General features: G+C 33.0%; 14 protein-coding genes. 4 read left to right on the plus strand and 10 right to left on the minus strand.

All coding sequences use genetic code 11. The features are described from left to right. Window position 1: 1 nt before the first annotated feature. From C0Z22_RS11865 to C0Z22_RS11875, 3 genes are read left to right on the plus strand one after another with little or no spacing between them, the layout of a single operon-like run. Window positions 2–538: a methyltransferase domain-containing protein gene (locus tag C0Z22_RS11865; protein ID WP_199177560.1), complete on the plus strand. Its 537-nt coding sequence runs from the start codon at window positions 2–4 to the stop codon at window positions 536–538. A 31-nt stretch (window positions 539–569) separates the two neighbouring features. After that, window positions 570–2,036 carry a hypothetical protein gene (locus C0Z22_RS11870; RefSeq protein WP_103218587.1) on the plus strand — a complete coding sequence of 489 codons (1,467 nt, stop codon included), beginning with the start codon at window positions 570–572 and terminating at the stop codon, window positions 2,034–2,036. Between the two features lies 1 nt (window position 2,037). Then, the gene (locus C0Z22_RS11875) at window positions 2,038–3,036 is read left to right on the plus strand and encodes a glycosyltransferase (RefSeq protein WP_103218588.1); all 999 of its coding nucleotides are present in this window, start codon (window positions 2,038–2,040) and stop codon (window positions 3,034–3,036) included. Here C0Z22_RS11875 and C0Z22_RS11880 read toward each other — a convergent pair. Together C0Z22_RS11880 and galE are read right to left on the minus strand one after the other, a co-directional pair. Next, window positions 3,033–4,055 carry an NAD-dependent epimerase gene (locus C0Z22_RS11880; RefSeq protein ID WP_103218589.1) on the minus strand — a complete coding sequence of 341 codons (1,023 nt, stop codon included), beginning with the start codon at window positions 4,053–4,055 and terminating at the stop codon, window positions 3,033–3,035. The genes C0Z22_RS11875 and C0Z22_RS11880 overlap by 4 nt on opposite strands. Beyond that, the gene (galE, locus tag C0Z22_RS11885; RefSeq protein ID WP_103218590.1) at window positions 4,052–5,035 is read right to left on the minus strand and encodes a UDP-glucose 4-epimerase GalE; all 984 of its coding nucleotides are present in this window, start codon (window positions 5,033–5,035) and stop codon (window positions 4,052–4,054) included. Before galE ends, C0Z22_RS11880 begins: the two co-directional genes overlap by 4 nt. Before the next feature lie 108 nt (window positions 5,036–5,143). On the opposite strand from galE, the gene C0Z22_RS11890 reads away from it, so the two are divergent. Continuing rightward, complete coding sequence (locus C0Z22_RS11890) at window positions 5,144–6,205, plus strand: MraY family glycosyltransferase (protein WP_103218591.1); 1,062 nt, start codon at window positions 5,144–5,146, stop codon at window positions 6,203–6,205. Here C0Z22_RS11890 and C0Z22_RS11895 read toward each other — a convergent pair. The 8 genes from C0Z22_RS11895 to gyrA all read right to left on the minus strand — a co-directional run bounded on the left by C0Z22_RS11895 (window position 6,189) and on the right by gyrA (window position 12,972). Beyond that, entirely contained in the window at window positions 6,189–6,896 is a 708-nt protein-coding gene (locus tag C0Z22_RS11895) for a hypothetical protein (RefSeq protein ID WP_103218592.1), read from the minus strand. The two genes, C0Z22_RS11890 and C0Z22_RS11895, sit on opposite strands and share 17 nt — an antisense overlap. 228 nt (window positions 6,897–7,124) lie before the next feature. After that, a complete protein-coding gene (locus C0Z22_RS11900) occupies window positions 7,125–7,349 on the minus strand; it encodes an ATP synthase F0 subunit C (RefSeq protein WP_103218593.1) in 225 nt (74 codons plus the stop codon). Between the two features lie 66 nt (window positions 7,350–7,415). Then, entirely contained in the window at window positions 7,416–8,219 is an 804-nt protein-coding gene (gene atpB, locus C0Z22_RS11905; protein WP_103218594.1) for a F0F1 ATP synthase subunit A, read from the minus strand. 2 nt (window positions 8,220–8,221) lie between these two features. Beyond that, window positions 8,222–8,590, minus strand: coding sequence for a hypothetical protein (locus C0Z22_RS11910; protein WP_103218595.1), 369 nt, complete (start codon window positions 8,588–8,590; stop codon window positions 8,222–8,224). A 40-nt stretch (window positions 8,591–8,630) separates the two neighbouring features. Then, window positions 8,631–9,491 (minus strand): polysaccharide biosynthesis protein, encoded by an 861-nt coding sequence (locus C0Z22_RS11915; RefSeq protein WP_103218596.1) that lies wholly within the window; start codon window positions 9,489–9,491, stop codon window positions 8,631–8,633. Beyond that, window positions 9,466–9,672, minus strand: coding sequence for a hypothetical protein (locus C0Z22_RS11920; RefSeq protein WP_103218597.1), 207 nt, complete (start codon window positions 9,670–9,672; stop codon window positions 9,466–9,468). Before C0Z22_RS11920 ends, C0Z22_RS11915 begins: the two co-directional genes overlap by 26 nt. Window positions 9,673–9,674: 2 nt before the next feature. After that, window positions 9,675–10,511 (minus strand): lipopolysaccharide assembly protein LapB, encoded by an 837-nt coding sequence (locus tag C0Z22_RS11925; RefSeq protein WP_146037885.1) that lies wholly within the window; start codon window positions 10,509–10,511, stop codon window positions 9,675–9,677. Continuing rightward, the gene (gene gyrA / locus C0Z22_RS11930) at window positions 10,459–12,972 is read right to left on the minus strand and encodes a DNA gyrase subunit A (RefSeq protein WP_233189727.1); all 2,514 of its coding nucleotides are present in this window, start codon (window positions 12,970–12,972) and stop codon (window positions 10,459–10,461) included. The genes C0Z22_RS11925 and gyrA overlap by 53 nt, the downstream gene beginning before the upstream one ends. Window positions 12,973–12,977: the final 5 nt, after the last annotated feature.

Raw genomic sequence — 12,977 nt, forward strand, 5'->3', positions numbered from 1 at the left:
AATGATTAAATTACACCTAGGCTGTGGGTCTAAAAAACTAAATGACTATATTAATATTGATATTCTAGAAACAGATGCTGTCGATGAAATACATAATATAACTGATCTCTCTAAATTTGAAAACAATTCTATTGATGAGATATATGCTTCACATGTATTAGAACACTTTTCTAGAAATGAAGTTAAGAATGTACTTCAAGAGTGGACTCGCGTACTTAAAAAAGGAGGAATAATAAGATTAGCCGTCCCTAACTTCGAAGCAATAGTAAAAGTATATCTAGAAAACAAAAACCTTAAAGAATTAATGGGATTGTTATACGGAGGTCAAGACAATAAATACAATTTCCATTATGTAACTTTTGACTTTATTTCTATTAAAGAAATACTTACAGAACTCCAATTTAAAAATATAAATCAATATAACTGGAAAGACTTTCTCCCTAATGATTTTGATGACTTCAGTAGAGCGTACTTACCCCATATGGACTTTGATAACGGTCAACTAATGAGCTTAAATATAATTGCAGAGAAAATATAGTACAAATAATTAATATATAAATGGCTTATTTATGACTAAAATCTCAACTAATGAAATAATTGAAAAAAAATTAGTAGATTCGCATTTTTTTAGATTACTAAAGAGCCCAAGCTATGAAACAAACATAAAATCACCATCATTTTTTTTAACGAATAAACGGTTCGACCTTGGATTTAAACTAACTTATTTAAAATATAAAAATACAAAATCTCAATGGCCGAAAGACCTCTATATTTCTCATATAAATGCATTTTCATTAGGCGAATTTACTGAACCAGGAAATCCTAAAAAAAACAATTCCGAAATATTCCTGGAATCCTTTGATTCTATAACCAAAGATATAGCAGCAAATGGCTTTAGAGAGGATGAATCACTTATTCCTATCAATCATAATAATATCATTTTAAATGGAGCACACAGGGTTTCATCTGCGATACATAATAAAAGAACAATTTCTACTATACAAATAGATGAACCAGATCCTAATTACGATTATATTTTTTTTAAAAAAAGAAATGTAAAACAACAATATCTAGACTGTGCTGCACTAAGCATCATAGAGAACAAAGAAGATCTCTTTGCAGCAATTCTTTGGCCGAGTTCTAATTCAAAAATAACAGATATTGAAAAATTGATTCCAAACATTTTCTATATAAAATCTATCAACCTGAATAAAAATGGAGCTCATAATCTTCTCTCTCAAATATATTTTGAAGAAGAATGGATTGGTAGCCCTCAAGATAACTTTAAAGGATGTTATGGTAAATTGACGGAATGCTTTCAAAGTAATTCACCATTAAGGATTGTTATTTTTCAATCTAAAAACTTGAATGATGTACTAAAAATCAAGAATAAAGTTCGTAGTTTTTACAAAATTGGTAAACACTCAATACATATTACAGATGACCATGAAGAAACGTTAACTACAGCAAACATATTACTTAACGACAACACTGTGCATTTTTTAAATAATGCACATCCTAATAAGTTTTTGAATTTTAGAAAAAAAATATCAAAACTTAAGGAATATATAAACAAAAACAAGATTAATAGTGAAGACTTACTAATTGATACCAGTAGTACACTTGCAATTTATGGAGTCAGAGATGCTAATGATATTGATATATTGACAAGACTTCCAAAAACTTTATTTTCCGATTCTGATATTGATATACACAATGATTCAATTAAGTTTCACCAATCATCAATAGAAGAACTTATAACTAATCCTAGTAACTATTTTACTTATGAAGGTTTGAAATTCTTAAGCCTGAATAGGTTAAAAATATTTAAAGAAAACAGAAATGAAATAAAAGACAAGCTAGATCTTGAGATGATTGAAAGACTAGTAAAAAAAGAAAAAAGTGCATTATTAGTTAAACTTCTCCACTACCTTAATTTCAAATTATTAAAAATTAGAAAAGTAATTATAAAAACTTTAAAACATATAAAATTATACAATCTAGTACGTTTCATTTATAGAAAGTTGAAAGGTTAATATGAACGTTCAAATCTCAGTAGTAATGTCTGTATATAACAACGTAGATTTTTTAAAAGAATCAATAGAAAGTATATTAACCCAGAGCTTTAAAGATTTTGAATTTGTTATTATAAATGATGGATCAACAGATGGTTCAGATAAAATTATTGAATCATATGCAAAAAAAGATAAACGTATCAAATATATCTCAAGAGAAAACAAAGGTTTAATAGCAAGTTTAAACGAAGGAATTATAAATTCAAAAGGTAAATATATAGCAAGAATGGATGGTGATGACATAGCTCATCCTGATAGATTCAAAATTCAGTACAACTTCTTAGAACAGAACAATGATATTGATATCTGTGGTACTTGGTTAGAAAGATTCACAACAGATCCTAAAAAATCGACGAACTGGAAATTCCCTCTAAATGATAAAGACCTTAAAACTTTATTAATCTTTTCAACACCTTTTGCACATCCAACCATAATGATGCGTAAAAGTATATTTCAACCATACGATGAAAACTTCAAAAATGTAGAAGACTATGAATTATGGTTTAGATTAAGTGACAATAATAAGTATGCAAATATACCTAAATACTTATTAAAGTATAGATATCATCAAGAAAGTGTTAGTAGGATTGCGAATAAAAAATATGAACTACGTAAAAGTCTGTTTTCAAACATATATAAAAATCTCTTTAATAAACTCAAGCTTCCTTACAATGAATATACTCTAGACCAACATTTTATCGTCAGCTCAAATGAAAGAATGAAAGAATATGAAGTTGATCTTAGCTTTCTTAAAAAACATATTAGACAAATTATTAAAAAAAATATTGAAATCAATTTATTTGATAATAAAGCGCTCCTCAAATTTTTATCTAGTAAATATTTTATAGCAACTATTTATCAACTAAAAAAAGGTAATTATTTAGAGTTTAAAAATATTTTTTCCACTTATTTCTTTTGTGGATTATTTATTAATATTAAGAAAAAACTATACCAGTACTAAACCATATAAAAACTTTTATACCACTCAACGAATTTTGCAATACCTTCATTTAATGAAGTACTTGGTTTAAAATCTATTTTCTTGAAAAGATCTACTACATCGGCATAAGTTCTTGGAACGTCTCCAGGCTGCATAGGCATCATATCTTTCTTTGCAGTAACTCCTATACACTTCTCTAAAATTTGAATAAACTCTAAAAGATTTACAGGAGAAGAGTTCCCAATATTATATATCACATAAGGAACTGTAGAAACATTAGGTAAACTTCTATTATCGCCCGCTACTGGAATATGATTTAGTAATCTTAATTGAGCCTCTACTATATCTTCTACATATGTAAAATCTCTTTCCATCATACCATTATTAAAAACTTTTATTTCATTTCCTTCAATTATATTTTTTGTAAATATAAAGGGCGCCATATCAGGACGTCCCCAAGGACCATATACTGTAAAATACCTTAGACCTGTCACAGGAAGTCCATATAAATGAGAATATGTATGGGCCATTAGTTCATTAGATCTTTTAGTAGCTGCATATAAGCTTACAGGGTGATCCACAGGATCTTTTGTAGAAAAGGGAACTTTAGAATTTTCTCCATATACTGAAGATGATGATGCATAAATAAGATGTTGAATATTATTATGTCTACATCCCTCTAAAATATTTAAAAATCCCTCAGAGTTCGATTTTATGTATGAATGAGGGTTTGTTATTGAATACCTAACACCTGCTTGAGCTGCTAAATGAATAACTTGATCAAAACATCCTTCCTCAAATAATCTAGCCATAGATAAATCGTCAGCTAAATCAATCTTTTTAAAGCTTAAATTTTTATATTTTGTTGAAATAGAATCATTATTATCTAACCCAAGTTCTTTTAAACGAGCCTCTTTTAATGCTACAGAGTAATAATTATTCAAATTATCAATTCCAACTACATCATGACCAAGTTCAACAGCTTTTTTTGCAGTATAAAATCCTATAAAGCCTGCTATTCCTGTTACTAGAATTTTCATAATTTACTTTCCCAGTTTGCAGCAGTCTTACAAATTAATTTAATATCGTTATACTTCGGCTGCCAATTAAGTTTACTTTTAATTTTATCACAATTTGCAACTAAAACGGCATCATCTCCAGGCCTTCTACTTGAAATAGAAGCTGGAATTTCATGTTCCATTGCTTGTCTCATTGCATTTAATACTTCATGAACTGAGTAACCTTGATTATAACCAACATTAAACACAACAGACTCATTTTTTTGAAAAAGGTATTCAAGGCCTTTTATATGTGCATCAGCCAAATCTAAGACATGGATATAGTCTCTAATACATGTGCCGTCTTTAGTTTTGTAATCTTCTCCATAGATATACATTTTATCGCGTTTACCTACCGCAACCTCAGATGCAATCTTTACTAAATGAGTTGAAGTCTTGCCAGCTTGACCAATAACACCATCTAAACTAGCGCCTGCTACATTAAAATATCTTAAAATTAAATAGTTAAAGTCAGGGTATGCATTAGAAATGTCTTCCAACATCCATTCAGTCATATACTTTGTTTTTCCATATGGATTACCTGGCTTTATGAGATCATCTTCCTTATATATACCTGAATCATTTTGAGCATATACTGCGGCTGTTGAACTAAAGACAAACTTATTAACATTATATTTAAGACACAGTTCAATTAAACACAATGTCTTTACTGTATTATTTTTATAGTATTTTATTGGATCTGAAACACTTTCTGGAACAATAATACTTCCAGCAAAATGAAAACATGCATCGAATTTTTCGTTTTTGAGTAATTCTTCTAATCTTTCAATATCACCGATATCGAAATTCTCATGTCTACCATATAGAATAGATTCTTCTCTTCCTGTTTCAAGGTTATCTACTACAACAATTTCATGATTAGTCGTGTCACCCAAAAGACGTAATACATGTGAGCCTATATATCCTGCACCACCAGTAATTAAAATTTTTAATTTTTGCATAATTTATCCAAAATCAAATACTTAATGTACAATACATTAAAACATTAAATTCACTTTATAAATAATTAATCTTATGATTATTAAAAACCTGAGTATTAGGTATATATAATGATTTTAACAAGTATTTTAACACTAATTTCATCTTTAATAATCACGTATGTGACGATTCCCATTCTCATAAAGTTTGCAGAATTTACAAGCTTATACACTGACTCTAACCATAGAACTTGTCATAAGCATAAAGTACCCTCACTTGGTGGAATCGCACTATTCATGGGTATCTGTTTTTCATCTCTTTTACTCACACCTAATGATCAATTTGGAAGTATTCAATACTTATTGGCAACTCAGTTCATTATTTTCTTTCTAGGCTTGAAAGATGACATTTTTGTCCTCTCTGCTAGGAAGAAGCTACTTGTTCAAATCATCTGTGCACAGATCATCTTTTTCTATTCAGGAGTTAGAATTGATAACTTCTATAACGTTTTAGGAATTGGTGAATTGAATATAATCCAATCTAATATAATCACAACATTGACTTTTGTAGGGCTCATTAATGCATTCAATCTAATTGATGGGATAAACTGGCTCGCAGGACTTATTTCAATTTCAGCATGTTTATTTCTAGCTGCTTGGTTTAGTATAAACGGCTTTCAAGTTGAACTTTGTATTACTTTATCACTAATTGGTTCACTTTTAGCTTTTTTAAAGTTTAATAAAACACCTGCAAAAATATTTATGGGAGATACAGGCTCGCTTTTAATTGGCTTAACAATTTCATACCTTCTTATTCGTTTTATAAACTTAAACCACAAGAGTACTGATTTAGTCTTGGTATTTAGATCTGCACCATCAATAGCTATTGCAGTCGTATTCGTACCTTTATTAGACACGCTTAGAGTTATGTTTATCAGGATTCTGGAAAAGAAAAGTCCATTCACACCAGATCAAAATCATCTACATCACATATTACTGAAAAAAGGGTTAAGCCATATTCAAGCTGCATTAATTCTATTCGCAATTAATACAGCCTGTATCATAATCGCAATCGCTCTACATAGAATTACTGGCAAAATCGTCATTACGTCGATGTTTATCGTACTTTTCACATTTTTCAATTTAATTACATTTAATAGAATGAGTAAGAAATATTTTAATATAACAATCTAATCGTATAATTTAAATTTCTTATACTACTAGAACTTGTCCACCATGGTTCAAGACACACAAAAGGCGCTCCAGGTGGAGACCAAACACCAAGTAATTCACTATCATAGGTTAGAACAAGATCACGCTCTAAACAAACCTGACTTTGCTTTAACGAATTATTAAATACAAGAGCATCATCCGTAAATGTATTCTCATTAATAATTAATACTTCCGAACCGATTTTATATGAATTAGATTTATCAATAACACCATCAAGTAATTTGTAATAATCACACTTATTTGAGAAGCGTAAATCGACAGGAAAAGAATCTATATTAAAAGCCGGGTGCCCCCCAATCATAAATGGAAAATCTACCAAAACCTCATAACAAACTTCTAGACTATTTTCGATAAGCTCATACTTCACAATTAATTCATCTTTCATCTTAAATGAAAGAGAAGTAGAACTTTGTTCAATTAAAATAAACTCTGTATCACGAGCATAGCCATGCTTAACAATATTATGTTTCTCTATATACTCATTCACCTCGTAACCAATACGAGGAAATAAATGAGGCGCAGATCTCCCCCACCACTTAGGATCGCCTTGCCATAGATATTCTTTTAGTTTTGTTTTTGAATAAAGACTTTTTAACTCTGCCCCCATAGAGGCGATTTGAATTCGAAGTTGATTATTTTCTAAGATATACATCTTATAATTTTAGCTTATGTAACATGGAAATACTATTTACAAGAAACCCTCTCTCCCTTACGGTCAGGATGACCTGTATGTCAGCGAGAGGCAGGAGCCGAAGCTGACCGCATCGTGCTCGGTCGTACAGGGTTATACAGCTTCATTTAGCATCCTGCTAAATGCCGCATACAAAAAAAGGCAGTCTTACGACTGCCTTCCTTTTAAAATCAATTTTAGATTTTCGAATTAACCAGCAAGGAATACTGAGATAAGTACGAAAATTACAAGTGATTCCATAAGTGCAAGACCTAGAATCATTGGAGTTTGAATCTTGTCAGCAGCAGATGGGTTTCTTGCGATACCTTCTAGAGCTACAGAAGCAGCTTTTGATTGTGCAGCAGTACCACCGTATGCAGCGATAGCCATTGCTAAGAAATACGCGATGTACTTAATTGCTTGAGTGTTTTCCATAATAGTCTCCTAAAACGTTCGTTACTTTGATCAAGTAACTGTTAAATTATTAAGTTTAAGTTTTTATTAGTGTGCGTGGTGCTCATCATGATCGTGGTGAGCAGTTGCAAGACTAATATAAACCATTGATAACATTGTAAATACGTAAGCTTGGATAAAACAAACTAGAAGTCCAAGTAAGTAGAATGGAATTGCAGCACCAAACATACCAACGTTCACACCAAGAATTTCAAGGTTAAGGAAAGTTGTTAATACGTGGTGGTCACCCATCATGTTACCTCTAAGACGTAATGCTAGAGATAGAGGACGAATAAAGTTTGAAAGAATCTCAATTGGGAAAATTAAGATTGCCATGTACCAAAGTGGACCTGCAAAGTGTGCAAGGTAGTTCATCGTACCAAGTTCTTTACAACCTTTGATGTTGTAGTAAACAAATGAAAGTACACCAAGAGCAAGAGTTGTGTTGATGTATTCAGTTGGAGGTAAGAAACCTGGAACAAGACCTATTACGTTCGCTAGGAAAATTGTAATAAATAGGAACGAAATGAACTTGAAATATTTTGGTGCATCTTCTTCACCGATTACGGCACGACATTGAGTCATGATAAATGATCCGTACATCTCAACGATGTTTCTTAGTGAAATTCCTCTATCTGGAACTACTGTCTCTTCAAGAGTCATTTTAGAAACGCGCATTCTGTAAAGAAGAGCTACAAGTAAAATGATGATTGCAACAAAAGACTTAGTGAAGATGTGATCAACGTAACCTAGGTGAAAAACATGAGAAAGTTCACCAAGCCACAGAAATCCACCTGCTGCGTATGTATTTGTCGCTAATAAAGTAGTTAAAAGAAGGGCTATTTTTTTCATTATTAGTCCTTTTTGATGCTGGCGCCCAGCACAAATATATTTAAGAAATAATTTATTACCGGTATAATTATCTTACTTTGAAGAATTTGTACACCAAATAATAGGGCCCCGATTAAAATAACAAGCTTCCCTATAAATAAAAACGCTAGATACTTTCCATTGGCCTTATAACCATCGATGCGATGTGGCTTTATCAGCTCATCTACGGCCATCCAGAACATCACTAAATATAAGACAGTTGCTACGTAACAAACAGCGAACGCTGTCCACTCCATGCCTGGAGTCAATAAATATAGACACGCTGCAGCCATGGGAAGTGACAACATAAAAAAGCGAGGGAAACTAATTTTATTAGATAGATCTTTAATCATGATGATTATTTACTTAATTTGAGTGCGTCCGTCGATATTTTTATAGGCTCTGGCCATACTCATTATCTCCCAAAAATTTCTCTCGTAATTTCTCACCAATTCTAATTTCACCAATTTTAATTTTTGATTTTGACTTCGTAAAATTAACTATTTTATTGGCTATATCCAAAATTTTTAAAGAAGAATCTTGTTTTAAAAAGTAACGTCCATTTTCAAGACCTAATGATTTTAAAATGAAATGGCATGCTTCATCACAAGTAATAAAAAATCTCTCCATTTCTTCACTAGTAATAGTAAGATCTATATTTTCACATGCTTGATTATAAAAAGTTTCAATTACACTTCCAGAGGAACCTACAATATTACCAAAGCGAAGAACTTTGATAGAAAAATCAGATCCATACTCGAAACATAGCTCTTCTGCAGCAAGTTTGGTTTTTCCCATCACACTTACAGGTTCACAAGCTTTATCTGTAGAGCAAAATATGAAATCATTACATCCATATTTCTTTGCTAAATCTAGCAAATTACGAGTTCCCTCTACATTTGTTCGCCATGCTTGTTTTTCAAGATTTTCAAGCAAAGGAACATGCTTTAACGCCGCTGTATGAAAGATGATATCAAATTGATATTTTTCAAATATATCTTCCAAATCTTCTTTATAATTTATATCGCAAAAAATTTGATCTAATTGAAAGACTCCATACTCATTATTATCAACTCCTATGACATCATAATCTGAAAGTATTTCTAATAAATTTGAACCTATTGTACCAGCAACACCCGTTATAAGAATTTTCTTATTTTTTAAATAATCAAATTCAATATTAAGATCGAAAGAAAAACGATCTCTTTCTAATAACAAATTCTCTAGATCAGTTCTTATTTTTTTTGAGAGCATAGACAACCATCGAAATTAAAATATTTCCAATTACCGCTAGAAAAATTCCTACGGCCCATCCTTGAGTGATGACACCTTTTTTTACGAGCTCCCAAAGTCCCCAGGCCACAACTAGGGCCGTTGAAGGAAGTGACATGGCAAGTGCCATTGGTTTTATCCATTTTGGGTCATAAAGGGCCATAATTATCGCTTCCTCGCAACACGACGCTCATATACTGAGTTCAGTCGATCTTGGATAACCTTGTTATTTGGGTACTCACCTAAGATTGAATAGTAGAGATCGTAGGCAGTTTGTAGGCGCTCCAATGTCTCATAGCAATTGGCCATAAGAAAGATGGCGCGAACTTTTAGGTCACGTCGATCTTCACGCTTGATGTATTCACGAAAGTATTGAACAGCGCGGTTCCAATCTTGCGATTCAAAATACATGATCCCAGATTGAAAAAAGCTATCAACGAAGTACTTATGGTTTCCATTATTGTGCATAGAAACTAAATGCTCAGTCGCCTTATCATATTCCTTAAGTTTGATATATGAACGAGCAAGACGAAACTCATAAAGATCGTGATTTGAAAGCTTAGGTCTGAATCCTGAAAGCTTATTATAAACCTCGGCCGCTTTTGCATAATCATTAATATATAAAAACGCGATCTCTCCAATGCGCTCTTGCGTTTTTACAAGCCATACTGGATCTGTCGTAAGTTTTGGAATTTTTTCGTAGAAAGCAATTCCACGTTTGTATTGTCCAAGAGACACAGCATAGAGCTCAGCAATCTGATAATTGATTTTAATTTTGATTTCATCATTTGGCGCCATCTCTAAAATCTTATGATACTGCTTCACGGCCTGAGCGTATTCTTGATTTGAGATATGATTTTGCGCAATGAGAATGTCCTTGTGGATTCTTGGCGTGAAATCACAAGACGTAAGTAAAACGAGGGCCAGTAAAAAACTGGCCCTTATGAATTTATTCTTCAGAAGTTGATCCATCTTCGTCATCTGCTTCAATAATTTTTGCAATTGAAACAACCTTCTCACCTTCTTTAGGCTTAATTAGACGTACACCTTGAGTCGCGCGTCCCATTAGAGAAACACCACTTACTTTCGTACGAACAACTTGCCCGCGGTCAGTAATGATCATTAGATCATCTTTGTCAGTAACAGGTTTAATTTGAACAATCTCACCATTCTTATCTGTAAGTCTCATTGCAAGAATACCTTTCCCACCACGAGTTTGCTTACGGTATTGTGAAGATTCAGTACGTTTACCGTACCCATGTTCAGTTACAGATAGGATTTCCATTTGGTCATCAATTAATTCCATACCGATGATTTTTTCTTCATCTGTATTGATGTTGATACCCTTAACACCTTGAGATACACGTCCCATTGGCCTTGCATCATTAGTATCAAAACGAATGATCTTACCAGCTGAAGAACATAGAAGGATATCTTTTGATCCATCATTAATTCTTACGTTAACAATATGGTCACCGTCTTGCAGTTTAATTGCAATTAGTCCCGATTGCTTAACGTTTGAATATTCTTCAAGAGCTGTCTTCTTAACTAGACCTTTGTTAGTTGCAAAGATTAAGTACTTCTCATTAAGATCCATATCGTGTGGAACACAGATAATTTCTGTTACACGATCACCACTTGGGATTTGGATAAGGTTTGCAATATTGCGTCCCTTAGAAGTTCTAGTTCCTTCAGGAATTTCGTAAACTTTCTTTGAGAATACTTGCCCACGGCTTGTAAAGAATAGAAGCTTATCGTGAGTATTTGCCGTAAAGATATTTGTGAAGAAGTCATCATCGTTTGCAGCACCCTTAACACCTTTACCACCACGCTTTTGCGCTTTGTAAGTGTCAAGTGGCATACGCTTAACGTAACCTTTGTGAGTGATTGTAACAATCATCTCTTCACTTGCTACAAGATCTTCAATTTGAATTTCGTCTGCTTTTGCAACGATTTCTGTTCTTCTCTCATCACCGTATTTTTCAATAACTTCAGTGAATTCTTCTTTAATGATTGCTTTGATTTTATCTTCAGAACCAAGAATTCCTTCTAAGCGATCAATCTCTTTCATAATTGCTTCGTAGTCAGCAATAATCTTATCTCTTTCTAGACCTGTTAGACGTTGTAGTCTCATGTCTAGAATTGCTTGAGCTTGAATCTCGCTTAATGAGAATGTACTCATTAATTTCTCACGAGCATCAGTTGGCCCGTCAGATTTCTTGATCATCTCAACTACTTCATCAATATTTTCAACAGCTACTTTTAAACCTTCTAAGATATGCGCGCGCTCACGTGCTTTCTTAAGTTCGTATACTGTACGACGAATAATGATTTCTCTTCTGTGATCAATGAAACACTCAAGCTGTTCTTTGATGTTTAGAACTTTTGGTGATGAGTTAACAATTGATAAGAAAATAATACCAAATGATGATTGTAGTGCAGTTTGCTTATAAAGCTTATTCATGATTACAGTTGCGATCTCACCTTTTTTAAGGTCGATTACAACACGAATCCCTTCACGAGATGATTCATCACGAAGGTCTGAAATACCAACAAGTGATTTAGAGTTTACAAGTTCAGCAATCTTTTCAATTAGCTTAGCTTTGTTAACTTGGTATGGAAGTTCAGTAATAACAATTCTTTCACGATCTTGTTTCTTACCGTGAATTTCCACATCCATCTTTGCACGCATCTGGATAACACCCTTACCTGTTTTATAAGCAGAGCGAATACCTTCAGTTCCGTGAATTGTTCCAGCAGTTGGAAAGTCTGGACCTGGGATAATCTTCATAATGTCTTCAATCGACATTTCACGATTATCTACAAGCTCAGTAAGCGCCGTCATAACTTCTGTTAAGTTATGTGGAGGAATATTTGTTGCCATACCTACAGCAATACCAGCTGAACCGTTAACTAATAAGTTAGGGATTTTTGTTGGAAGAACTGTTGGCTCTTTAAGTGAGTCGTCGTAGTTAGGTTGCCAATCAACTGTTTCTTTATCTAAGTCTTTTAGCATCTCTTCAGAAAGCTTTTGCATTCTGATCTCTGTATACCTCATGGCTGCAGCGTTATCACCATCAATTGAACCGAAGTTACCTTGACCTTGAACCATTGGATATCTCATTGAGAAATCTTGGGCCATACGTACGATTGTATTATAAACCGCAGAGTCACCGTGTGGGTGATACTTACCAATAACGTCACCAACAACACGGGCAGACTTTAGGAATGGTTTATTATGGTAGTTACCTAGAGAGTGCATTGCATACAGACAACGACGGTGAACAGGTTTCATCCCATCACGTACATCTGGAAGTGCACGACCTACGATTACCGACATTGCGTAATCGAGGTAACAGTTTTTCATTTCATCGCGAATACCAATTTGTTGAATATTCCCGTGGTTATGGTTTCCACCATCACCATTATCATTTTCATTTGTGATATTTGTTTCATCAGTCATAAATT

The sequence above is a fragment of the Halobacteriovorax sp. DA5 genome (assembly GCF_002903145.1).
GTDB lineage: Bacteria > Bdellovibrionota > Bacteriovoracia > Bacteriovoracales > Bacteriovoracaceae > Halobacteriovorax_A.

Bases quoted from the DNA above. Each gene is read 5' to 3' on its own strand.
- C0Z22_RS11920 (WP_103218597.1), bottom strand. From the start codon at position 9,672: ATGGCCCTTTATGACCCAAAATGGATAAAACCAATGGCACTTGCCATG.
- C0Z22_RS11890 (WP_103218591.1), top strand. From the start codon at position 5,144: ATGATTTTAACAAGTATTTTAACACTAATTTCATCTTTAATAATCACG.
- C0Z22_RS11870 (WP_103218587.1), top strand. From the start codon at position 570: ATGACTAAAATCTCAACTAATGAAATAATTGAAAAAAAATTAGTAGAT.
- C0Z22_RS11875 (WP_103218588.1), top strand. From the start codon at position 2,038: ATGAACGTTCAAATCTCAGTAGTAATGTCTGTATATAACAACGTAGAT.
- C0Z22_RS11915 (WP_103218596.1), bottom strand. From the start codon at position 9,491: ATGCTCTCAAAAAAAATAAGAACTGATCTAGAGAATTTGTTATTAGAA.
- galE (WP_103218590.1), bottom strand. From the start codon at position 5,035: ATGCAAAAATTAAAAATTTTAATTACTGGTGGTGCAGGATATATAGGC.
- gyrA (WP_233189727.1), bottom strand. From the start codon at position 12,972: ATGACTGATGAAACAAATATCACAAATGAAAATGATAATGGTGATGGT.
- C0Z22_RS11880 (WP_103218589.1), bottom strand. From the start codon at position 4,055: ATGAAAATTCTAGTAACAGGAATAGCAGGCTTTATAGGATTTTATACT.
- atpB (WP_103218594.1), bottom strand. From the start codon at position 8,219: ATGAAAAAAATAGCCCTTCTTTTAACTACTTTATTAGCGACAAATACA.
- C0Z22_RS11895 (WP_103218592.1), bottom strand. From the start codon at position 6,896: ATGTATATCTTAGAAAATAATCAACTTCGAATTCAAATCGCCTCTATG.
- C0Z22_RS11900 (WP_103218593.1), bottom strand. From the start codon at position 7,349: ATGGAAAACACTCAAGCAATTAAGTACATCGCGTATTTCTTAGCAATG.
- C0Z22_RS11910 (WP_103218595.1), bottom strand. From the start codon at position 8,590: ATGATTAAAGATCTATCTAATAAAATTAGTTTCCCTCGCTTTTTTATG.
- C0Z22_RS11865 (WP_199177560.1), top strand. From the start codon at position 2: ATGATTAAATTACACCTAGGCTGTGGGTCTAAAAAACTAAATGACTAT.